This is a genomic window from Streptomyces sp. LMG1-1-1.1 (assembly GCF_040815545.1).
Lineage (GTDB): Bacteria > Actinomycetota > Actinomycetes > Streptomycetales > Streptomycetaceae > Streptomyces.
Genome location: NZ_JBFPNH010000013.1, coordinates 38,145 through 59,033 on the forward strand (window position 1 = coordinate 38,145; position 20,889 = coordinate 59,033).

Annotated in this window: 21 protein-coding genes; 16 read left to right on the forward strand and 5 right to left on the reverse strand. The window is 72.0% G+C overall.

All coding sequences use genetic code 11. From position 1 onward, the window contains the following. Positions 1-111: 111 nt before the first annotated feature. Complete coding sequence (locus MRBLMG1_RS04935; RefSeq protein WP_367821093.1) at positions 112-594, forward strand: DUF456 domain-containing protein; 483 nt, start codon at positions 112-114, stop codon at positions 592-594. Here the strand turns inward: MRBLMG1_RS04935 and MRBLMG1_RS04940 are convergent. The 3 genes from MRBLMG1_RS04940 to MRBLMG1_RS04950 all read right to left on the reverse strand — a co-directional run bounded on the left by MRBLMG1_RS04940 (position 581) and on the right by MRBLMG1_RS04950 (position 4,720). Next, positions 581-2,020, reverse strand: coding sequence for a DNA-3-methyladenine glycosylase 2 family protein (locus MRBLMG1_RS04940; protein WP_414721488.1), 1,440 nt, complete (start codon positions 2,018-2,020; stop codon positions 581-583). The genes MRBLMG1_RS04935 and MRBLMG1_RS04940 overlap by 14 nt on opposite strands. Before the next feature lie 200 nt (positions 2,021-2,220). Then, a complete protein-coding gene (rsgA, locus tag MRBLMG1_RS04945; protein ID WP_367821095.1) occupies positions 2,221-3,336 on the reverse strand; it encodes a ribosome small subunit-dependent GTPase A in 1,116 nt (371 codons plus the stop codon). 259 nt (positions 3,337-3,595) lie between these two features. Continuing rightward, positions 3,596-4,720, reverse strand: a complete 1,125-nt coding sequence (locus tag MRBLMG1_RS04950; RefSeq protein ID WP_367821097.1) for a YihY/virulence factor BrkB family protein — start codon at positions 4,718-4,720, stop codon at positions 3,596-3,598. Between the two features lie 17 nt (positions 4,721-4,737). Here MRBLMG1_RS04950 and MRBLMG1_RS04955 point away from each other — a divergent pair, with 17 nt between their 5' ends. The 15 genes from MRBLMG1_RS04955 to MRBLMG1_RS05025 all read left to right on the forward strand — a co-directional run bounded on the left by MRBLMG1_RS04955 (position 4,738) and on the right by MRBLMG1_RS05025 (position 19,549). After that, a complete protein-coding gene (locus MRBLMG1_RS04955) occupies positions 4,738-6,396 on the forward strand; it encodes an acyl-CoA dehydrogenase family protein (RefSeq protein ID WP_367821098.1) in 1,659 nt (552 codons plus the stop codon). Between the two features lie 282 nt (positions 6,397-6,678). After that, a complete protein-coding gene (locus MRBLMG1_RS04960) occupies positions 6,679-7,971 on the forward strand; it encodes a helix-turn-helix domain-containing protein (RefSeq protein ID WP_367821100.1) in 1,293 nt (430 codons plus the stop codon). Positions 7,972-8,251: 280 nt separating this feature from the next. Beyond that, positions 8,252-8,821 carry a GNAT family N-acetyltransferase gene (locus MRBLMG1_RS04965; RefSeq protein WP_367821102.1) on the forward strand — a complete coding sequence of 190 codons (570 nt, stop codon included), beginning with the start codon at positions 8,252-8,254 and terminating at the stop codon, positions 8,819-8,821. A gap of 153 nt (positions 8,822-8,974) precedes the next feature. Beyond that, on the forward strand, positions 8,975-9,058 hold the full coding sequence (locus MRBLMG1_RS04970) for a putative leader peptide (protein ID WP_310591794.1): 84 nt from the start codon (positions 8,975-8,977) through the stop codon (positions 9,056-9,058). Between the two features lie 136 nt (positions 9,059-9,194). Next, positions 9,195-10,892, forward strand: a complete 1,698-nt coding sequence (locus MRBLMG1_RS04975) for a nitrite/sulfite reductase (RefSeq protein WP_367821104.1) — start codon at positions 9,195-9,197, stop codon at positions 10,890-10,892. A gap of 28 nt (positions 10,893-10,920) precedes the next feature. Beyond that, on the forward strand, positions 10,921-11,100 hold the full coding sequence (locus MRBLMG1_RS04980; RefSeq protein WP_367821107.1) for a hypothetical protein: 180 nt from the start codon (positions 10,921-10,923) through the stop codon (positions 11,098-11,100). Continuing rightward, on the forward strand, positions 11,097-11,819 hold the full coding sequence (locus tag MRBLMG1_RS04985) for a phosphoadenylyl-sulfate reductase (protein ID WP_367821109.1): 723 nt from the start codon (positions 11,097-11,099) through the stop codon (positions 11,817-11,819). The genes MRBLMG1_RS04980 and MRBLMG1_RS04985 overlap by 4 nt, the downstream gene beginning before the upstream one ends. Beyond that, on the forward strand, positions 11,819-12,397 hold the full coding sequence (gene cysC / locus MRBLMG1_RS04990) for an adenylyl-sulfate kinase (protein WP_367821110.1): 579 nt from the start codon (positions 11,819-11,821) through the stop codon (positions 12,395-12,397). Before MRBLMG1_RS04985 ends, cysC begins: the two co-directional genes overlap by 1 nt. Continuing rightward, positions 12,394-13,329: a sulfate adenylyltransferase subunit CysD gene (gene cysD, locus MRBLMG1_RS04995; protein ID WP_033210002.1), complete on the forward strand. Its 936-nt coding sequence runs from the start codon at positions 12,394-12,396 to the stop codon at positions 13,327-13,329. Before cysC ends, cysD begins: the two co-directional genes overlap by 4 nt. Beyond that, positions 13,329-14,669 carry a sulfate adenylyltransferase subunit 1 gene (locus MRBLMG1_RS05000; RefSeq protein WP_367821112.1) on the forward strand — a complete coding sequence of 447 codons (1,341 nt, stop codon included), beginning with the start codon at positions 13,329-13,331 and terminating at the stop codon, positions 14,667-14,669. The genes cysD and MRBLMG1_RS05000 overlap by 1 nt, the downstream gene beginning before the upstream one ends. A gap of 205 nt (positions 14,670-14,874) precedes the next feature. Further along, positions 14,875-15,984, forward strand: a complete 1,110-nt coding sequence (locus MRBLMG1_RS05005) for an aliphatic sulfonate ABC transporter substrate-binding protein (RefSeq protein WP_367821114.1) — start codon at positions 14,875-14,877, stop codon at positions 15,982-15,984. Between the two features lie 69 nt (positions 15,985-16,053). Continuing rightward, positions 16,054-16,848: an ABC transporter ATP-binding protein gene (locus MRBLMG1_RS05010; RefSeq protein WP_367821116.1), complete on the forward strand. Its 795-nt coding sequence runs from the start codon at positions 16,054-16,056 to the stop codon at positions 16,846-16,848. Next, complete coding sequence (locus MRBLMG1_RS05015; RefSeq protein ID WP_367821118.1) at positions 16,835-17,728, forward strand: ABC transporter permease; 894 nt, start codon at positions 16,835-16,837, stop codon at positions 17,726-17,728. The genes MRBLMG1_RS05010 and MRBLMG1_RS05015 overlap by 14 nt, the downstream gene beginning before the upstream one ends. A gap of 8 nt (positions 17,729-17,736) precedes the next feature. Beyond that, a complete protein-coding gene (locus tag MRBLMG1_RS05020) occupies positions 17,737-18,480 on the forward strand; it encodes a sirohydrochlorin chelatase (RefSeq protein ID WP_367821120.1) in 744 nt (247 codons plus the stop codon). Positions 18,481-18,661: 181 nt separating this feature from the next. Beyond that, positions 18,662-19,549: a D-alanyl-D-alanine carboxypeptidase family protein gene (locus tag MRBLMG1_RS05025; protein WP_367821121.1), complete on the forward strand. Its 888-nt coding sequence runs from the start codon at positions 18,662-18,664 to the stop codon at positions 19,547-19,549. A 24-nt stretch (positions 19,550-19,573) separates the two neighbouring features. On the opposite strand, the gene MRBLMG1_RS05030 is transcribed toward MRBLMG1_RS05025, so the two are convergent. Further along, positions 19,574-20,212, reverse strand: coding sequence for a DsbA family protein (locus MRBLMG1_RS05030; RefSeq protein ID WP_367821123.1), 639 nt, complete (start codon positions 20,210-20,212; stop codon positions 19,574-19,576). Between the two features lie 75 nt (positions 20,213-20,287). Further along, positions 20,288-20,842, reverse strand: coding sequence for a DUF1697 domain-containing protein (locus tag MRBLMG1_RS05035; RefSeq protein ID WP_367821125.1), 555 nt, complete (start codon positions 20,840-20,842; stop codon positions 20,288-20,290). Between the last annotated feature and the right edge of the window lie 47 nt (positions 20,843-20,889).

Here is a 20,889-nt window from a genome sequence, read left to right on the forward strand (position 1 = left end):
CGCGGCCCGGACCCGGCCCTCCCCCACCGGGTACGCGGCCGACCCTCGCCGCGTACCCCGTCCGCCCTTCGCGACCTGCGGAAACCGCCGACGTGCTGCACCCTGGGCTTCGTGGGTGTGTGGCAGATCCTGATGATCGCGACGGTGATGCTGCTCGGTCTGTTCGGGGTCCTGGCCCCCGGCGTGCCGGGGACGTGGCTGGTGTGGGCGGCCATGCTCTGGTGGTCGCTGCACGAGCGGACGGGCCTCGCCTGGATCCTGCTCGTCTCCTCGACCGGCCTGCTGCTCCTCACCCAGGTGATCGTCTGGCAACTGCCACCACGCCGCTTCCGCGGCGTCGGGATCACCCGCCGGATCGTGGCGTACGCGGGGGTGGGGGCGCTCCTGGGCTTCGTGCTGATCCCGGTGATCGGGGCGGTCCCCGGCTTCGTCGGCGGGATCTACCTGGCGGAACGGCTCCGCCTCGGTGGCCACGGCCAGGCCAGGGCGGCGACCCGGGCGGTGATGCGCGCGGCCGGCACGAGCGTGCTCGTCGAGCTCTTCTCCTGCCTGCTGATCGTCGGCGCCTGGGCGGGCGCGGTCATCTGGGGCTGAGCCCCGCCTCTCGCGGGCTCCCGCTCCCCGCCGCCCTGGGGCTGAGTCCCGCCCCTCCCCTGCGCCCGCTCCCGCTCCCCGACGCCGGGACCGGGGCGAGATAGCGCGTCGCGTACGAGCGCCAGGGCCGCCACTCCTCCGCGTCCGGGCCGTCCGTCGGGGGCACGTCCGGGTCGCCGAGGGCACGCATCCGGATCAGGGCCGCGGCTCCGGCCGTGACGCCGGGGACGGCGCGCAGGGCCCGCTCGGCGTCGTCGCGGTCGGCGCCCGGGTCGAGGCGCACGGTCCCGTCGGCGAGGGCGCGGGCGAGCGGCCCCGCGACGGGGTGATCGGTCAGTGCGGCCGCTTCCGGGAAGACATGCGTGAGGGTGCCGCAGGCCTCGGCCAGCGGGGTGCCGTGCGGCGCGACGATCCGGGCCGACTCCTCGGGACCGAGGACCGTCCGCAGGGCGAACTCCTCGGGCTCGGCCGTGCCCGGGGAGCGCACGCCGGGCCGGGCCGCCACCTCGGCGGCGAGCCCGGGGGCGGCCCCGAGGCGTTCGGCGACCGCGTACGGGTCGGCGTCCAGGTCGAAGAGGCGGCGCAGCCGGTGCACGGCGGTGGTGAGGTCGCGCAGCTCCGTGAGGTGGATGCGGGCGTCGAGCCAGCGGCCCGCGGAGCGCTCGTCGACGGAGACGACGCCGGTGCCGTACGGGAGGCGGAGCGTGCGGCGGTACGTGCGGGCGCCCGGGGTGCCGACGACCTCCTCGACGCGGGGCACCGCCTCGGCCGCCAGCAGGTCGAAGACCTCGCCGCCCGCGTACGGCCCCCGGTGGGCGAGCCGCAGCGGCACCCCGGCGGCGAGCGCGGTGCGGGCTCCCGCTCCGCTGCCCGCCTCGGCGCGCAGCGCGGTCGGGGTGCGGGCGTAGACGGCGCGGATGGTGTCGTTGAACTGGCGGACGCTGGCGAATCCGGCCGCGAAGGCGATCTCCGTGACGGGCAGGCCCGTGGTCTGGAGCAGCAGCCGCGCGGTGTGCGCCCGCTGGGCGCGGGCGAGGGCGACGGGCCCGGCGCCGAGCTCGGCGGTCAGCTGGCGCTGCACCTGGCGGGTGCTGTAGCCGAGGCGACCGGCGAGTCCGGGCACGCCCTCGCGGTCGACGACGCCGTCGCCGATCATCCGCATGGCGCGCCCGACGACGTCGGCCCGCACGTTCCACGCGGCCGAGCCGGGCACGGCGTCCGGCCGGCAGCGGCGGCAGGCCCGGAAGCCGTGCCCCTGGGCGGCTGCGGCCGTCGGGAAGAACGAGACGTTCTGCCGTTTGGGCGTGACGGCCGGGCAGCTGGGCCGGCAGTAGATCCCGGTGGTCCGGACGGCGAAGAAGAACTCTCCGTCGAACCGGGCGTCCCTGCTGCTGACCGCTTCGTAGCGGGTGTCGTCGTCCCTCACGCCTCCCAGTGTGCGACCGCCGGCCGCCCGGGGCTCGCGGTTTTCGGACACCACGCTCCCCGGGCGGCCATACGACGACGACGCTCCCGGCGGCCGTACGACCGCGGCGCGGTGTCCGCGCGCTCGCCGGGGCCGTACGACCATGACTCCGTGCGCACGCGCGTGCCGGGGCCGTACGACCCCGGTCGCGTGCGTGAGCGCTACCGCAGACGCCCGCTGCGCTTGAACTCCATGGCGGCGCGGCCCGCGTCGCCCTTGCGCTTCCAGTCCTTGCGGATCTCGTTGCGCAGGCGGGCGTCGGTCTTGGCCACGAGCCGCTGGTTCTCGCGCAGGAGCTTGCGGAAGCTCTCCAGCCGGCGCACGGACAGGGTGCCGTCGTCGACCGCCGCGAGGACCGCGCAGCCCGGCTCCGCCTCGTGGGCGCAGTCGGGGAAGCGGCACTTCCCTGCCAGGTCCTCGATCTCCGAGAAGACCTGGCCGACGCCGGTCTCGGCGTCCCAGAGGCCGACGCCGCGCAGTCCGGGGGTGTCGATGAGGACTCCCCCGCCCGGCAGGACGAAGAGGTTGCGGGTGGTCGTGGTGTGGCGGCCTTTGCCGTCGACGTCACGGGCGGCCTGGACGGTCATGACGTCGTGGCCGACGAGCACGTTGGCCAGGGTCGACTTCCCGGCGCCGGAGACACCGAGGAGCACGGTCGTGCCGCCGGCGACGGTCGCGGCCAGCACGTCGAGGCCCTCTCCCGTCGTCGAGCTGACGGGCAGCACCTGGACGCCGGGAGCGACCGTCTCGACGTCCTCGACGAGGTAGGACAGCCCGACGGGGTCGGGCACGAGGTCCGCCTTGCTGAGGACGATCGTCGGCTGGGCGCCGGACTCCCACGCCAGGGCGAGGAAGCGTTCGATCCGGCCGAGGTCGAGCTCGACCGCGAGCGAGACGGTGATGACGGCGTGGTCGACGTTGGCCGCGAGGATCTGGCCCTCGGACCGCTTGGACGAAGTGGAGCGCGCGAAGGCCGTACGGCGCGGCAGGCACGCCCGTACGTAGCGGGGGTCGCTCGCGCCTTCGGGGTCGACGGCGGCCCAGTCGCCGGTGCACACGACCCGCAGCGGGTCGTGCGGGGTCACGAACGCCGTGTCGGCGCGCACGACCCCTTCGGGGGTGGCGACGTCGCACTGGCCTCGGTCGACACGGATGACCCGCCCGGGGACGAGCCCCTGGGCGGCGTAGGGCGCGAAGTCGGCGTCCCAGCCGGAGTCCCAGCCGTGGGCGTCGAGCAGAGCGGAAGAGGAGAAGTCGCGGGAAAGCGAGAAAGACAAGGGGGACCCTTCAAGGGGCGGCCCCGGCGAAAAGACGAGCAGAGTGAGGTCAGCCGGTGGCCGCGGAGGTGGTGTGGAGGAACATCCGCGTGCGGGCGAGGCCCTTCGAGACGACAGCCATCGGTCACACCTCCTGTGTGTCTTTCGCGATCTTGTACGGCATTCACCGTAGCCGGAGCGTCCCGCGCGCGCCACGGGTTTTTCCGCACCGTTTTCCGGGCCGTCCCCGGCCCCGAGTCCCTGGAGGGTCAGTCCCGGGTCAGTCCTTCTCCCAGCCGGAGTGCAGGCGGGACTTCACGTCGTCCGGGGGGAGGAACTTGGACCAGCGCTCGGGGAACTCGGAGGGCATGTCCGGGTCGTCCTCGTCGACGTCCTCCGCCTCGGCGCGGACACGGGCGACGAGTTCGGCGGCCTGGAGGGCGCGGGCCCGTTCGTTGGCCTCGCGGGCGGCGGCGGTGGCGACGGAGGGCCAGACGCGGTCGATGGCGGCGTTCACGGCGGCGCCGACGAGCACGGCGAAGGCCGAGATGCCGATCCAGAGGAGGACGGCGATGGGGGCGGCGAGGGAGCCGTAGATGGTGGGGCCCTCGACCTGGCTGGTGAGGTAGATGCGCAGCAGGAAGCTGCCCAGGGTCCACATCGCGAGCGCGACGAGCGCGCCGGGGATGTCCTCGATCCACGGCGACCTGACGGGCACGGACACGTGGTAGAGCGTGGTGAGGAAGGCGACGGAGAGCAGGGTGACGGCCGGCCAGTACAGGACGGCGACGACCTCCGTGCCCCAGGGGACGAGCTCGACGACCCGGTCGGGGCCGACGACCGCGAGGGGCAGCACGACCGCGCCGATGACGAGGGCCACGATGTACAGGAGGAAGGCCAGGAGCCGGGTCTTCACGATGCCGCGGTGGCCGTCGAGGCCGTACATGACGGTGATGGTGTCGATGAAGACGTTCACCGCGCGTGATCCCGACCAGAGGGCGATGGCGAAGCCGAGGGACACCAGTTCGGGCCGTTTGCCCTGGGTGACGTCGTCCAGGAGCGGTTTGGCGATGTCGTGGACGCCCCGGTCGGAGAGGACCGTGCCGGCGGCGCGGAGGATGTTCTCCTCGATGCTCGCGACGGTGTCGGTGTTGGTCCAGTCGTCCGCGTACCCGAGGAGGGCGATGAGGCCGAGGAGGAGCGGCGGCAGGGACAGCAGGGTGAAGAACGCGGCCTCGGCGGCCAGGCCGAGGATCCGGTACTCGATGCACGAGTTGACGGTGTCCTTGAGGAGCAGCCAGACCATCTTCCGCTTCGAGACGTTGCGGTAGAGGACGCGCGCGCGGTGGAGCCTGCTCCAGGGCCGACGCTCGGGCCGATCGGGTGTTTCGCTTGCTGCCTGCACCTGCTTACCGTATCGGCATGTCAGCGAGCACCCATACAGTGACCAACCAGGCTCCGCCCCTGGTGGGATACGACGTCTTCACGAGCGATCGGGCGCTGGCGGAGGCGGTCGAACGGCACCTCGCTCCGGAGCTCCTCACCGAGGCCCGCGAGGAGCTCGTCCTGCTGGGCCGGGCGTCCGGGTCCGAGCAGGTGCGCGAGTGGGGGGAGCTGGCGAACGCGTTCCCGCCGCGGCTGCGGACCCACGACCGGTACGGCGTCCGGATCGACGAGGTCGAGTTCCATCCGGCCTGGCACCGGCTCCTCGGCCGGTCCGTGAGTGCCGGGCTCACGGACGCGTGGGGTCGTCCGGGTGGTCACGTCCGGCGGGCCGCCGGGTTCCTGGTGGCCTCGCAGCCCGAGGCCGGGCACGCTTGCCCGCTGTCGATGACGCACGCCGCGGTGCCGGCCCTGCGCGCCGAGCCGGAGCTCGCGGAGGTCTGGGAGCCGGCGGCCACGTCGCACGTGTACGAGCGGGACCTCGCTCCGGTCGCGGAGAAGCCGGGCGTGCTGATCGGCATGGCGATGACGGAGAAGCAGGGCGGCAGCGACGTACGGGCGAACACGACGGAGGCGCGGCCGCTGGCGGCCGACGGGGAGTACGTGCTGACGGGGCACAAGTGGTTCTGCTCGGCCCCCATGTCGGACGCGTTCCTGGTGCTCGCGCAGGCGCCGGCGGGGCTGACCTGCTTCCTGGTGCCGCGGGTGCTCGCGGACGGCTCGCGCAACGCGTTCGCGCTCCAGCGGCTCAAGGACAAGCTCGGCAACCGGTCGAACGCCTCCGCCGAGGTGGAGTTCGACGGGACGACGTGGGCGCGCCGGGTGGGCGAGGAGGGGCGCGGGATCCCCGTGATCATGGACATGGTGGCGGCGACCCGGCTCGACTGCGTCGTCGGCTCCGCCGCGCTGATGCGGCAGGCGGTGGCGCAGGCCGTGCACCACTCTGCCTACCGCGAGGCGTTCGGCGGGCTGCTGATCGAGAAGCCGCTGATGCGGAACGTCCTGGCCGATCTCGCCCTGGAGTCGGAGGCGGCCACAGTCCTCGGCATGCGTCTCGCGGCGGCCCACGACGCCGTCGACACACACGGCGGCAGCGACTCCGAACAGGAGCGGGCCCTGCTCCGTATCACCGTGCCGGTGGCGAAGTACTGGGTGACGAAGCGCTGCACGCCGGTGGTGGCGGAGGCGCTCGAATGCCTCGGCGGCAACGGCTACGTGGAGGAGTCCGGCCTGCCCCGGCTGCTGCGGGAGTCGCCGCTCAACTCCGTCTGGGAGGGCTCGGGGAACGTCCAGGCCCTCGACGTGGTGCGGGCGCTGCGCACCGGACCGGCCGTGCTCGACGCCTTCCTTCGGGAGGTGGGGGCGGCACGCGGCGCGGACCACCGGCTCGACCGGGCGATCCGGGGCCTGCTCGTCGAACTGGCGGACCTGGAGGGGATCGAGGCGCGGGCTCGCCGGCTGGTCGAGCGGATGGCCCTGGTCCTCCAGGCCTCGCTGCTCGTCCGGTGGGCGCCGCCGGAGGTCGCGGACGCGTTCTGCGCCGGGCGCCTCGGCGGGGACGGCGGCTCCGCGTTCGGGACGCTGCCGCACACCCTGGACCTGCGCTCGCTCGTGGAGCGGGCACGGGTGGCGGTCTGACGCGCCGTACGCGGAAGGGTGGGGCCGCGCGTACCAGGGGTGGACCCGGAAAGGGTCGGCACGCGCGGAAAAGCGGGGGTGGTGCTGCGCCGACACGGCACCACCCACCGCTCGCACCAGAGTCGCCCACGGCGCCGGTCGATCGCCAGAGTTGCAAAGGGTTGCAGGATTGTGCGAACCGGGCCTCGCGGGACGGCCCAGGACGGCACGATGGGCACCGACACTCCGGACATCTGCCCCGTGCAGAACCGATACAGCACCCCGGGTGGCTGGGAGAGACCGATGAAGAACACGCAGCTCGACATGAGGCGACTGGCCTCGATGGACGCCGCCCAGGCCGCCAGACTGCTGCACCGGGTGCGCGAGGAGACCCTCGCGGGCCGTACGCCCCCGATCGCGCCCCGCGCCGTGATCGACGCGTCCTGGCAGCGGATGGCCCGACTCGGTCTCGACCCCGACCAGGGCACGGACACGGTGCTGCTCCAGCGGGACGAGCTGGAGGAGCGGCGCAGGACCACGGTCCTCTCCGACGTCATGCGCACGCTGAGCGGCGGGCTCGCCGGCATCGCCGACGCCTCCCTCCAGATCATGGTGGTCACCGACGAGCACGGCCGGGTGCTGTGGCGCCAGGGAAACCCCTCCGTGCTGCGGCGGGCGAACGGCATCTGCCTGGAGGAGGGCGCGGCCTGGACCGAGCACGCCACCGGCACCAACGCGGTCGGAACGGCGCTCGCCATGGGCCGGGCGGTCCAGGTGCACTCCGCCGAGCACTACGTCCAGGCGCTGCACAACTGGACCTGCGCCGCCGCTCCCGTGCACGACCCGCGCGACCAGCGGCTCCTCGGCATCCTGGACGTCAGCGGCCCGGCGTCCAGCTTCCACCCGGCGATGCTGGCGCTCGTCGGCTCGGTGGCGCAGCTCGCCGAGGCCGAGATGCGGGAGCGGCACCGCGGCTCGATCGAGCGGCTGCGGGCGGTGGCCGCGCCGATCCTCTGCCGGGTCGGCGGCCGCGCGGTCGCCGTGGACGCCCACGGCTGGACGGCGGCGGTGACCGGGCTCGCGCCGGTGGACCGGATCGCGCTGCCCAAGTCCTTCCGGGCCGGCCGGGTGTGGCTCCCGTCGCTCGGCGTGTGCGCGGTGGAGCCGCTGCCGGGCGGCTGGCTGCTGCGGGTCGAGGAGGAGGCCAGGGCCGCGGAGCCCGGCGCGGAGGCCGCGAGCCGGGTCGTCCTCGACCTCAGCCGGCCGCGCCGCTGGACGGTGGCCGTCTCGGGGGTGGCGGGCAGCTGGCAGCAGGAGCTCAGCCCCCGGCACGCCGAGCTCCTCTACGTCCTCGCGCTCCATCGCGACGGGCGGACGGCGGCGGAACTGGCGGACGACGTCTTCGGTGACCGCACGCGGACGGTCACCGTGCGCGCGGAGATGTCCCGGGTGCGCCGGAACCTCGCCGGGGTCCTGGCGCACCGCCCCTACCGCTTCCGCGAGGAGGTGGCGGTGGAGATCCTGCGCCCCCGGCTCCCCGCCGACCTGCTGCCCCACTCGACGGCCCCGGCGGTCCGGGCGCCGGCGACTACATAGGGGAGTCCGGCGCCGTCCTCCCTACCGGCCCGGCACGGCATGCCCGGCACCGTGCCTCATCCCTGCCCGGCACCGTCGTCCCTACCGGCCCACCCTGCCCGGCGCGGCCCGGCACCGTCGTCCCTACCGGCCCACCCTGCCCGGCGCGGCCCGGCACCGCGCCCGGCACCGCGCCCGGCCCTGTCCAGTATGCGGACGGCCGTCTGCCCGGTGGCCCGCTGGGACGGCGGGGAGCAGGGCCGATCTGGGAATCCGGCGCTCCGCATGATGCGATGGGCCTATGAGCATCACTCTCACCACCTGGTCCCTCGAACAGACCTCGCCGTCCGACCTGCGCCCCGCGACCCCGCCGGCCGGCGAGGACGTCACGATCCGACGGGCCGAGGTGCCGTCGGCGGAGTTCAGCCGCTTCCTCTACACCGCGGTCGGCGGCGACATCCGCTGGTCCGACCGGCTGTCGCTGACCTACAAGCAGTGGCAGGAGATCGTGGAGAAGCCGGGCGCCGAGATCTGGGTGGCGTACGAGAAGGGGACGCCGGCCGGGTACGTGGAGCTGGACCCGCAGGACGACGGCGTGGTGGAGATCGTCTACTTCGGGCTGATCCCCGCCTTCCGGGGCCGCCGGATCGGCGGGCACCTCCTGTCGTACGGGGTGGAGCGGGCGTGGGACCTGGCAGCGCGCTGGCCGGGCCGCGAGGAGACGAAGCGGGTGTGGCTGCACACCTGCTCGCTCGACGGCCCGCACGCGATGGCCAACTACGAGCGGCGCGGCTTCCGGCTCTTCGACACCAAGGTCGAGGAGGCCGAGGAGGCCGAGACCCCCGGCCCGTGGCCCGGCGCCCACGCCTGAGGCGCCCGGAGAACCGTCGAAGCACCGCAAAGGGGCCCTGGTCAGGGCCCCTTTCACGTGACCCAGAACACACCGTCTCGACAAACGAGACGACTAAGTCCAAATGCTGGACGATGCTGGACTGGGTCCAAAGTCCCGTGACACGCTTCCGTCATGTCTGGAACTGGAATTGCCTTGGTGAGTCGGCGGCACGTCGACCTCGGCCGCATGTCCAGCGCCATCTGTCCGGCGCGCTGAGAGAACCAGCACCGCCGCGATTTCCTTTCAGTCCGACTCTGCCCCACCCTGCTGCGCACTGACGCGCCACCCTCTGACCTGAGCGTGAGTGTGCAGGTCAGAGCCGCCCTCTCGCAGTCCCGAAGGACAAGACGCCATGGCCGCCACCCCGGAAAACCCCACTCCCGCCGCCGCCCGCCGCAAGGCCGGGCGCCACCGTGGCGAGGGTCAGTGGGCCGTGGGGCACTTCACCCCCCTGAACGGCAATGAGCAGTTCAAGAAGGACGACGACGGTCTCAATGTACGGACACGTATTGAGACGGTCTATTCGAAGCGCGGCTTCGACTCCATCGACCCCAACGACCTGCGCGGACGCATGCGCTGGTGGGGCCTCTACACCCAGCGCAAGCAGGGTCTGGACGGCACCAAGACGGGAGTCCTGGAGCCGGAGGAGCTGGACGACGAGTACTTCATGCTCCGCGTCCGCATCGACGGCGGCCGGCTGACCACCGAACAGCTCCGCGTCATCGGCGAGATCTCCGAGGAGTTCGCCCGCGGCACCGCCGACATCACGGACCGGCAGAACATCCAGTACCACTGGATCCGCATCGAGGACGTCCCCGAGATCTGGAACCGCCTGGAGGCGGTCGGCCTGTCGACCACGGAGGCCTGCGGCGACACCCCGCGCGTCATCCTGGGCTCGCCCGTGGCCGGCATCGCCGCCGACGAGATCATCGACGGCACGCCCGCGATCGACGAGATCCAGCGGCGGATCGTCGGCAACAAGGACTTCTCCAACCTGCCCCGCAAGTTCAAGTCCGCGGTCTCCGGCTCGCCGCTCCTCGACGTGGCGCACGAGATCAACGACATCGCCTTCGTCGGCGTGCGCCACCCCGAGCACGGCCCCGGCTTCGACGTCTGGGTCGGCGGCGGCCTCTCCACCAACCCGAAGCTCGGCGTCCGCCTCGGCACCTGGGTCTCCCTCGACGAGGTCCCGGACGTCTACGAGGGCGTCATCTCGATCTTCCGTGACTACGGCTACCGCCGGCTGCGCAACCGCGCCCGCCTGAAGTTCCTCGTCGCCGACTGGGGCCCGGAGAAGTTCCGCCGGGTCCTGGAGGACGAGTACCTGAAGCGCGAGCTGACGGACGGCCCGGCCCCCGAGCAGCCCGCCGGCCAGTGGCGCGACCACGTCGGCGTCCACCGGCAGAACGACGGCCGCTTCTACGTCGGCTTCGCGCCGCGTGTCGGCCGGGTCGACGGCGCCACCCTGACGAAGATCGCCGAGATCGCCGAGACGCACGGCTCCGGCCGGGTCCGCACCACCGCCGAGCAGAAGATGCTCGTCCTCGACGTCGAGGAGGCGCAGGTCGACGGCATCGTCGCCGCCCTGGAGGCGCTGGACCTGCGGGTCACCCCCTCGCCGTTCCGGCGCGGCACGATGGCCTGCACCGGCATCGAGTTCTGCAAGCTCGCCATCGTCGAGACGAAGGGCCGCGGGTCCTCGCTCATCGACGAACTGGAGCGCCGCATCCCGGAGTTCGACGAGCCGCTGACGATCAACATCAACGGCTGCCCGAACGCCTGCGCCCGCATCCAGGTCGCCGACATCGGCCTCAAGGGCCAACTGGTCCTGGACGACGACGGCAACCGCGTCGAGGGCTACCAGGTGCACCTGGGCGGCGCCCTCGGCCTGGAGGCCGGCTTCGGCCGCAAGGTCCGCGGCCTCAAGGTCACCGCGGCCGAACTCCCCGACTACGTGGAGCGCGTCCTCAAGCGCTTCCAGGCGGAGCGCGAGACCGGCGAGCGCTTCGCGACCTGGACGGCCCGCGCCTCCGAGGAGTCGCTCTCGTGAGCGCGGCGAGCGAGACGAGGGACACGGTATGAGCGAGCGTGCGGCCCCGTTCTTCTGCCCCTACTGCGGCGACGAGGACCTGCGTCCGAACGAGCAGGGTCACGGCGCCTGGGAATGCGCAGCGTGCAGCCGAGCCTTCCAGTTGAAGTTCCTGGGGCTGCTCGCCCCGGCGACTTCGGGCAACACCCCTGGAGGGGACCAGATATGACGATCACTCAGCACGAAGAAGGCCAGGAAGCCACCGCGGCCGACCTCAAGGCACTCGCCGAGCAGGCCGGCCGTGATCTGGAGGACGCCCCCGCCCTCGAGATCCTCCGGTGGGCCGTGGACACCTTCGGCGAGCGGTTCTGCGTCACCTCCTCCATGGAGGACGCGGTCGTCGCCCACCTGGCCTCCCGGGTCCGCCCCGGCGTGGACGTCGTCTTCCTCGACACGGGCTACCACTTCGAGGAGACCATCGGCACCCGCGACGCCGTGGACGCCGTCATGGACGTCAACGTCATCACGCTGACCCCGCGGCAGACCGTGGCCGAGCAGGACGCCGAGCACGGCCCCCGGCTGCACGACCGCAACCCCGACCTCTGCTGCGCGCTGCGCAAGGTCAAGCCGCTGGAGGAGGGCCTGACCGCGTACCGCGCGTGGGCCACCGGCCTGCGCCGCGACGAGTCCCCGACCCGGGCGAACACCCCGGTCGTCGGCTGGGACGAGAAGCGGCAGAAGGTCAAGGTCTCCCCCATCGCCCGCTGGACCCAGGACGACGTCGACGCGTACGTCATGGAGCACGGCGTCCTCACCAACCCGCTCCTGATGGACGGTTACGCCTCCGTCGGCTGCGCGCCCTGCACCCGCCGCGTCGTGGCGGGCGAGGACGCCCGCGCCGGACGCTGGGCGGGCCGCGCCAAGACCGAATGCGGGATCCACGGCTGATGACCACGACCCCTCAGACCTCCCAGACCTCCCAGGAGAACCACGTGACCGGTGCCACCATCTGGCTCACCGGCCTGCCGAGCGCCGGTAAGACGACCATCGCGTACGAGCTGGCCGGCCGGCTCCGCGACGAGGGCCACCGCGTCGAGATCCTCGACGGCGACGAGATCCGCGAGTTCCTCTCGGCGGGCCTCGGCTTCACCCGCGAGGACCGGCACACCAACGTGCAGCGCATCGGCTTCGTCGCCGAGCTGCTCGCCTCGCACGGCGTGAAGGTCCTGGTCCCGGTCATCGCCCCGTACGCCGACAGCCGCGAGGCGGTCCGCAAGCGCCACCAGGCCGAGGGCACCGCCTTCGTCGAGGTGCACGTGGCCACCCCGGTGGACGTCTGCTCGGTCCGCGACGTGAAGGGCCTCTACGCCAAGCAGGCCGCGGGCGAGATCTCCGGCCTCACCGGCGTCGACGACCCGTACGAGGCGCCCGAGAACCCCGATCTGCGGATCGAGTCCCAGAACCAGACCGTGCAGGAGTCCGCGGCGCAGCTCCACGCGCTGCTCACCGAGAGGGGTCTGCTGTGACCACCGTCGCCCATGCTCACGACACCACGGACAGTCCGTTCGCGCTGTCGCACCTCGACTCCCTGGAGTCCGAGGCCGTCCACATCTTCCGTGAGGTGGCGGGCGAGTTCGAGCGGCCGGTGATCCTCTTCTCCGGCGGCAAGGACTCCATCGTCATGCTGCACCTGGCGCTGAAGGCCTTCGCGCCGGCGCCGGTGCCCTTCACGCTGCTGCACGTCGACACGGGGCACAACTTCCCCGAGGTCCTCGCCTACCGCGACCGCGTCGTGGCCGAGCACGGGCTGCGCCTCCACGTCGCCTCCGTGCAGGAGTACATCGACGCCGGCAAGCTGCGCGAGCGCCCCGACGGCACCCGCAACCCGCTGCAGACCGTCCCGCTGACCGAGGCGATCCAGCAGCACCGCTTCGACGCGGTCTTCGGCGGCGGCCGCCGCGACGAGGAGAAGGCCCGCGCCAAGGAGCGGGTGTTCTCGCTCCGCGACGAGTTCTCGCAGTGGGACCCGCGCCGCCAGCGCCCCGAGCTGTGGCAGCTCTACAACGGCCGCCACGCGCCCGGCGAGCACGTCCGCGTCTTCCCGCTCTCCAACTGGACCGAGCTGGACGTCTGGCAGTACATCGCCCGCGAGGGCATCGAACTGCCGGAGATCTACTTCGCGCACGAGCGCGAGGTCTTCGCCCGCAACGGCATGTGGCTGACGGCCGGCGAGTGGGGCGGCCCCAAGGACACCGAGACGGTCGAGAAGCGGCTCATCCGCTACCGCACCGTCGGCGACATGTCCTGCACCGGCGCCGTCGACTCCGACGCCACCACGCTCGACGCCGTCATCGCCGAGATCGCCGCCTCCCGCCTCACCGAGCGGGGCGCGACCCGCGCCGACGACAAGATGTCCGAGGCCGCGATGGAAGACCGCAAGCGCGAAGGGTACTTCTAATGAGCACGTCCACCGAGCAGTTCGCCGACGTCTCGGCCACCACCCTGCTGCGTTTCGCCACCGCCGGGTCCGTCGACGACGGCAAGTCCACCCTGGTGGGCCGCCTCCTGCACGACTCCAAGTCGGTCCTCACCGACCAGCTGGAGGCCGTCGAGGCCGCGTCCCTCAAGCGCGGCCAGGAGGCGCCCGACCTGGCGCTGCTCACCGACGGCCTGCGGGCCGAGCGCGAGCAGGGCATCACCATCGACGTGGCCTACCGCTACTTCGCGACCGCCCGCCGCCGGTTCATCCTCGCCGACACCCCCGGGCACGTGCAGTACACCCGGAACATGGTCACCGGCGCCTCGACCGCCGAGCTGGCCGTGGTCCTCGTCGACGCCCGCAACGGCGTCGTCGAGCAGACCCGCCGGCACGCCGCCGTCGCCGCCCTGCTCCGCGTCCCGCACGTCGTCCTCGCCGTCAACAAGATGGACCTCGTCGACTACGCCGAGCCCGTCTTCGCCGCCATCGCCGAGGAGTTCACGACGTACGCCTCCGAGCTGGGCGTCCCGGAGATCACCGCGATCCCGATCTCGGCGCTCGCCGGCGACAACGTGGTGGAGCCGTCCGCGCACATGGACTGGTACGGCGGCCCGACGGTCCTCGAACACCTGGAGACCGTGCCGGTCAGCCACGACCTGACGGCCTGCCACGCGCGGTTCCCGGTCCAGTACGTGATCCGCCCGCAGACCGCCGAGCACCCCGACTACCGGGGCTACGCCGGCCAGATCGCGGCCGGTGCCTTCCGGGTCGGCGAGGAGATCACCGTCCTGCCGTCGGGCAGGACCACCACGATCACCGGGATCGACGCGCTCGGCGAGTCCGTGGACATCGCCTGGGCCCCGCAGTCGGTCACGATCCGGCTCGCCGACGACATCGACATCTCGCGCGGCGACCTGCTCGCCCCGGTCGGCGACGCCCCGGAGACCAGCCAGGACGTCGAGGCGACGGTCTGCCACGTGGCCGACCAGCCGCTCTCGGTGGGCCAGCGGGTCCTGCTCAAGCACACCACGCGCACGGTCAAGGCGATCGTCAAGGAGATCCCCTCGCGGCTCACCCTGGACGACCTGTCCCAGCACCCGAACCCCGGGCAGCTGGTCGCCAACGACATCGGCCGGGTGGTCGTGCGTACGGCCGAGCCGCTCGCGCTCGACTCGTACGCGGACTCCCGGCGCACCGGATCGTTCCTGCTGATCGACCCGGCGGACGGCACCACACTCGCGGCGGGCATGGCGGGCGAGTCCTTCGCCACGACCAAGGCCGTCGCCGCGGTGGACGAGGAAGAAGGGTGGGACTTCTGACATGAGCAAGGACGTCTACGCCACCTTCGCGAAGGAGGGCGGCCGCATCGGTTCCGGCGCGCTCGGCGCGGGCCGGGGAGGTGTCGCGCGATGTGCGTGCTGACCTCGATGCACCGCGTGAGCGGTGCGACACGGCTCCACCCGCTCCACCCCGAACGACATAAACGCAGACTTCGCAGAAGCTGAATCGAGGGGAACAACTCCCGTGCCTGCCACCACCCGTACCACCCTGCGCCGCGGCCTCGCCGCCGCCGCCGCCCTTCCGCTGCTGATCGGCGCGCTCGCCTCGTGCGGCTACGGATCCGAGGCCAAGAACGACGAGAAGAAGGTGGCAGCCGAGGGCGAGAAGCTCTCCGCCGACACCATACGGCTCGGGTACTTCCCCAATCTCACGCACGCCACCGCGCTCGTCGGTGACCAGGAGGGCATCCTCCAGAAGGAGCTGGGCGGCACGAAGCTGGTGCCCACCACCTTCAACGCGGGCCCGTCCGAGATCGAGGCGCTGAACGCCGGCTCGATCGACATCGGCTTCATCGGCCCCTCGCCGTCCATCAACGGCTACGTCAAGACCAAGGGCACCAACCTCCGCATCGTCGGCGGCGCCGCCTCCGGTGGCGTGAAGCTCGTGGTGAACCCGGCGAAGATCAAGACCCTGGACGACCTCAAGGGCAAGAAGATCGCCACCCCGCAGCTCGGCAACACCCAGGACGTGGCCTTCCTCAACTGGATCTCCGAGAAGGGCTGGAAGGTCGACGCCCAGAGCGGCAAGGGCGACGTCTCCGTGGTCCGCACGGACAACAAGGTCACCCCGAACGCCTACGCCTCCGGCGCCATCGACGGCGCCTGGGTGCCCGAGCCGACCGCGTCGAAGCTGGTCAGCGACGGCGCGAAGGTCCTGCTCGACGAGTCCGACCTGTGGCCGGACAAGAAGTTCGTGATCACGAACATCATCGTGTCGCAGAAGTTCCTGAAGGAGCACCCGGACGTCGTCGAGGCGTTCCTGCGCGGCGCGGTGAAGACCAACGAGTGGATCAACGCCAACCAGGACAAGGCGAAGGCCTCGGCCAACGCCAAGCTGAAGGACCTCTCGGGCAAGGCGCTGGGCGCCAAGGTGATCGACGCCGCGTGGCCGTCCATCCAGTTCACCAACGACCCGCTGGCGGCCACCCTCCAGGCCCAGGCCGACCACGCGGTGAAGGCCGGTCTCCTGAAGCAGCCCGAGCTGTCCGGCATCTACGACCTGAAGCCGCTCAACAAGGTCCTGAAGGCCGCGGGTCAGCCCGAGGTCTCCGACGCCGGTCTCGGCGCGAAGTAGTCCCCCGAGCAGCCGACTTCAGACACCCGCGCAGCAGCCCGAGTTCAGCATGACCAGGAGGTGACGACCATGGCCACGACCGCGACGCTCGCCAAGGCCGAGGACCGTGCGGCGGTGACCCATGCCGCCCGCATCGAGCATGTCTCCAAGTCCTTCGGCGGACCCGCCGGCGGGCAGCTCGTCCTCGACGACATCTCGCTCGATGTCGCCCCGGGCGAGTTCGTCACCCTCCTGGGCGCCTCGGGCTGCGGCAAGTCCACGCTGCTCAACCTGGTCGCCGGGCTCGACCGGCCGTCCGCGGGGTCCATCGAGACCCCCGGCGGCCGGCCGGCCCTGATGTTCCAGGAGCACGCCCTCTTCCCGTGGCTCACCTCGGGCAAGAACATCGAACTGGCCCTGCGGCTGCGCGGGGTGCCCAAGGCCGACCGCCGCACCGAGGCCGAGCGGCTGCTCGACCTGGTGCGGCTGGGCGGCTCGTACGACAAGCGGGTGCACGAGCTGTCCGGCGGCATGCGGCAGCGGGTCGCGCTGGCCCGCGCGCTGGCCCAGGACAGCGACCTGCTCCTGATGGACGAGCCGTTCGCCGCGCTCGACGCCATCACCCGGGACGTGCTGCACGACGAGCTCACCCGGATCTGGCGGGAGACGAAGCTCTCGGTGCTCTTCGTCACCCACAACGTGCGCGAGGCCGTGCGGCTGGCCGAGCGTGTCGTCCTCCTCTCCTCGCGGCCCGGCCGGATCGCGCACGAGTGGACCATCGACATTCCTCAGCCGCGTCGCATCGAGGACTCCGACGTCGCGGAACTGTCCCTCGAGATCACCGATCACCTGCGTGGGGAGATCCGCCGCCATGGCCAGCACTGAAACCGCCCTGAAGACGGAGAAGGCCGACGACCTCGCCGGCCTCGAAGCCGGCCTGGACGCGCTCGACAGCGTGCAGATCCGGCGGACCCCGGTCCGTGAGGTGCTCCTCAAGAAGGTGCTCCCGCCGGTCGTCGCCGTCGTGCTCGTCCTGGTCGTGTGGCAGCTGCTCGTCACGCTGAAGGTGACGGACGAGTACAAGCTCCCCGCCCCGTCCGCGGTGTGGGACAGCCTGACCGTGATGTGGACGGAAGGGACGCTCCTCAGCGTCCTGTGGACGAGCATGTCGCGGGCGCTCTACGGCTTCGTCCTGGCCCTGGCCATCGGCACCCCGCTGGGCCTGCTCGTCTCCCGCGTGAAGTTCGTGCGCGCGGCGATCGGCCCGATCCTCGCGGGTCTCCAGTCGCTGCCCTCGGTCGCCTGGGTGGCCCCCGCCGTCCTGTGGCTCGGCCTCAACGACAGCATGATGTACGCGGTGATCCTCCTCGGCGCCGTCCCGTCCATCGCCAACGGCCTCGTCGCCGGCGTCGACCAGGTCCCGCCGCTCTTCCTGCGGGCGGGCCAGACGCTCGGCGCGACGGGTCTCAAGGGCGCCTGGTACATCGTGATGCCGGCCGCGCTCCCCGGCTACCTGGCCGGTCTGAAGCAGGGCTGGGCGTTCTCGTGGCGTTCGCTGATGGCCGCCGAGATCATCGCGTCCTCCCCCGACCTGGGCCTCGGCCTCGGCCAGCTCCTGGAGAACGGCCGCAACAACATCGACATGGCCGGGATCTTCCTGGCGATCATCCTCATCCTGATCGTCGGCATCGCCATCGACCTGCTGATCTTCAGCCCGCTGGAGCGCACGGTACTCCGCCGCCGCGGTCTGCTGACGAAGGGCTGAGACCCGCCGTGAACCGCTCCGTCCTCCTCGTCATCGCCCACGGCAGCCGCGACCCGCGGCACGCGGCGACCGTCCAGGCGCTGGTGCGCCGGGCCGGTGCGCTGCGGCCGGGGCTGCGCGTGGAGACGGCGTTCCTGGAGTTCAACCTGCCGTCGGTGCCGGGGGTCCTCGACCGGCTCGCCGCCGACGGGGTGCGGGACGTGGTGGCGCTGCCGCTGCTGCTGACCCGCGCCTTCCACGCGAAGACCGACATCCCCGCCGTACTGCGCCAGGCGCCTCCGTCCCTGAGCATCCGCCAGGCGGAGGTCCTCGGCCCGTCGCCGCTGCTGATCGCGGCGGTGGAACGGCGGCTGTACGAGGCCGGGCTCACGCCCGGCGACAAGAGCGCGGCCGGGGTCGTCCTGGCCTCGGCGGGCTCCACAGACCCGGAGGCGATCGCGGTGATCGCAGAAACGGCGCGGGAGCTGCGGCGCACCGGTTGGTGCTCCGTGCGGCCCGCCTTCGCCTCCGCATCCCTTCCCCGTACGGACGAGGCCGTCCGCGCCCTGCGCGCGGAGCCGGGCGTCCGGCGGGTGGCCGTCGCGCCGTACGTCATCGCCCCCGGCCGCCTCCCGGACCGCATCGCGGCCGGCGCGGCGGGGGCGGACGTCCTCGCGGACGTCCTCGGCCCCTCTCCCGAGCTGGCGCGACTCCTCCTGGAGCGGTACGACGGCGCGCGGGCGGCACGGCACGCGGTGGCGCGCACCGCCTGAGCCGAGGCGCGAGCGCGGCCGATCAGGCGACCGCGCGTGCCGGCGACGACGCCGCCGCGGCCGACGCGACGAAATTCACCCTTCCAACAGCGCATCCTTTCCGCCCTCTTGCGCGTCTTGTGTGCGCCGGGTCCGTTCCGGATCCGGCGCGCACACCGACTCCTACCAAGGGCAGAACATTTTGCTGACTTCGACACTCGGCGTACGCCGTGCCGTCACCGTCTCGCTCACGGCGTCGGCCGTACTGGCCGGGGGCCTGTTCGCGGGTCAGGCGCACGCCGCGACGCCCGCCCCGTCGATCACCGCCCCCGGCGGCTTCGTCATGAACAACGGGACGGGCACCACGCTGTACGGGAAGGCCGCGGACACCCGCCGGTCGACCGGTTCGACCACGAAGATCATGACCGCGAAGGTGGTGCTGGCCCAGCGCGGCCTCAACCTCGACGCCAAGGTCACGGTCCAGAAGGCCTACAGCGACTACATCGTCGCCAAGAACGCCTCCTCCGCCCGGCTCATCGTCGGCGACAAGGTGACGGTCCGACAGCTCCTCTACGGCCTGATGCTGCCGTCGGGTTGCGACGCGGCCTACGCGCTGGCCGACAAGTTCGGCACCGGCACCACCCGGGACGCCCGGATCAAGTCGTTCATCGGGAAGATGAACGACGAGGCCCGCAAGCTCGGCATGCGGAACACCCACTTCGACTCGTTCGACGGAATAAGCAATGGCAGCAACTACTCGACTCCGCGCGACCTGACCAAGCTCGCGAGCAGCGCGATGAAGGACGCCACGTTCCGCACCGTGGTGAAGACGAAGTCCACGAGCCAGAAGGTGACCACGAAGTCCGGTGGCTACCGGTACATGTCGTGGACCAACACGAACAAGCTCCTGAGCACGTACAGCGGCGCGATCGGTGTGAAGACCGGTTCGGGCCCGCAGGCCAAGTACTGCCTCGTCTTCGCGGCCACCCGCGGCAGCAAGACGGTCATCGGCGCGGTCCTCGGTGCGCCTTCCGAGGCGAACCGGGCGGCCGACGTCAAGAAGCTGCTGGACTACGGCTTCAGCAGGTAGACGGCACCGGCCGGCGGCCACGGCCTAGTCGAAGTCGAGGCCGCCGGTACGGGTCCGCTTGAGCTCGAACAGGTCGGGGTGGTTCGCGAGGACCCGGAAGCTGTCGAAGAGCTCGGCGGCCCGCTCGCCGCGCGGGATGGCCCGCAGGACGGGCCCGAACCAGACGGTGCCGTCGACGTGGATCGTCGGGGTGCCGACGTACCCGTCGGCCTCGGGCTCCTTGCCGGCGTCGTGGCTGCGCCGGACGGCCTCGTCGTAGGACGGGTCGTGGGCGGCGGCGGCGAGTTCGGGCGGCAGGCCCAGTTCGTTGAGCGCCTCCGCGATGACGGCGTCGAAGTCCTTCTGCTTCTTCTCGTGGATGCGGGTGCCGTACGCGGTGTAGAGCGGGCGCAGGATCTCCTCGCCGTGCCGCTCGGCGGCGGCGACCGCCACCCGGACCGGGCCGATGGAGGCGTCGACGAGCTCGCGGTACCAGTCGGGCAGGGTGTTGCCCTCGTTGTGGAGGTACAGGCTCATGACCTTGAAGCGCAGGTCGATGTCCCGGCGCTCCTCGACCTCCAGGATCCAGCGCGAGGTGATCCAGGCGAAGGGGCAGGCGGGGTCGAAGTAGAAGTCGACGGCGGGGCGGGACGGGGACGGCGGGCGGGTCTCGGTGGTCGTCATACCGTCGAATCTAGCCAGGAGGTGGCCTGTCGTCCTGGTCCAATCACGGGCCGTCGCAGTGGGCCACTTCGCCGGTCAGTCCTCACGCGTCATCTCGATGAGCTTGACCACCGTGTTCCAGTTCCTGGCGGTGGTGACGAGCCCCTTCACGACGGACGGGCGGGTGAGCACCGGGGCCAGCTTGGACGTCCCGAGGCCGCCGGGGACGTGGAGGTAGAGCACCCGGTCTCCGAGCGCGAAGTCCTCGGGGAGGTAGGCCTCGCGGTCGATCGCGGCGAAGCGCTCGGGGTCGACGGGTCCGGAGCAGTAGACGGCGTGGAGCTCCTTCCCCGCCAGCTCGGCGGCCGGGAAGGGGCAGGCCTCGGCGACGGCGGCGAGGTAGTCGCCGTCCCGGACGAGGCAGTCGACGCGGAAGCCGAAGCGGCTCTCGATCGCGTCCTCAAGCTCCGTGTTGAGCGCGTCCTCGGAAGCCCCGGAGTCGGTCGTGAAGACCGCGTTCCCGCTCTGGAGGTACGTACGGACGCCTCCGTGTCCGAGGCCTTCGAGGAGCTCGCGGAGCTCCGCCATCGGGACCTTCCGGCGCCCGCTCACGTTGATGCCGCGGAGCAGGGCCGCGTACGTCTTCGTCATGGGCCCAATGTAGGCGGCCACCGCGCCTCGTGGGGGGCGGCACGGTG

Bases quoted from the DNA above. Each gene is read 5' to 3' on its own strand.
- MRBLMG1_RS04955 (WP_367821098.1), top strand. From the start codon at position 4,738: ATGTCAGCGAGCACCCATACAGTGACCAACCAGGCTCCGCCCCTGGTG.
- MRBLMG1_RS05000 (WP_367821112.1), top strand. From the start codon at position 13,329: ATGAGCACGTCCACCGAGCAGTTCGCCGACGTCTCGGCCACCACCCTG.
- MRBLMG1_RS05030 (WP_367821123.1), bottom strand. From the start codon at position 20,212: ATGACGACCACCGAGACCCGCCCGCCGTCCCCGTCCCGCCCCGCCGTC.
- MRBLMG1_RS05010 (WP_367821116.1), top strand. From the start codon at position 16,054: ATGGCCACGACCGCGACGCTCGCCAAGGCCGAGGACCGTGCGGCGGTG.
- MRBLMG1_RS04960 (WP_367821100.1), top strand. From the start codon at position 6,679: ATGAAGAACACGCAGCTCGACATGAGGCGACTGGCCTCGATGGACGCC.
- MRBLMG1_RS05015 (WP_367821118.1), top strand. From the start codon at position 16,835: ATGGCCAGCACTGAAACCGCCCTGAAGACGGAGAAGGCCGACGACCTC.
- MRBLMG1_RS04970 (WP_310591794.1), top strand. From the start codon at position 8,975: ATGTCTGGAACTGGAATTGCCTTGGTGAGTCGGCGGCACGTCGACCTC.
- MRBLMG1_RS04965 (WP_367821102.1), top strand. From the start codon at position 8,252: ATGAGCATCACTCTCACCACCTGGTCCCTCGAACAGACCTCGCCGTCC.
- cysC (WP_367821110.1), top strand. From the start codon at position 11,819: ATGACCACGACCCCTCAGACCTCCCAGACCTCCCAGGAGAACCACGTG.
- MRBLMG1_RS04985 (WP_367821109.1), top strand. From the start codon at position 11,097: ATGACGATCACTCAGCACGAAGAAGGCCAGGAAGCCACCGCGGCCGAC.
- MRBLMG1_RS04975 (WP_367821104.1), top strand. From the start codon at position 9,195: ATGGCCGCCACCCCGGAAAACCCCACTCCCGCCGCCGCCCGCCGCAAG.
- MRBLMG1_RS05035 (WP_367821125.1), bottom strand. From the start codon at position 20,842: ATGACGAAGACGTACGCGGCCCTGCTCCGCGGCATCAACGTGAGCGGG.
- MRBLMG1_RS04980 (WP_367821107.1), top strand. From the start codon at position 10,921: ATGAGCGAGCGTGCGGCCCCGTTCTTCTGCCCCTACTGCGGCGACGAG.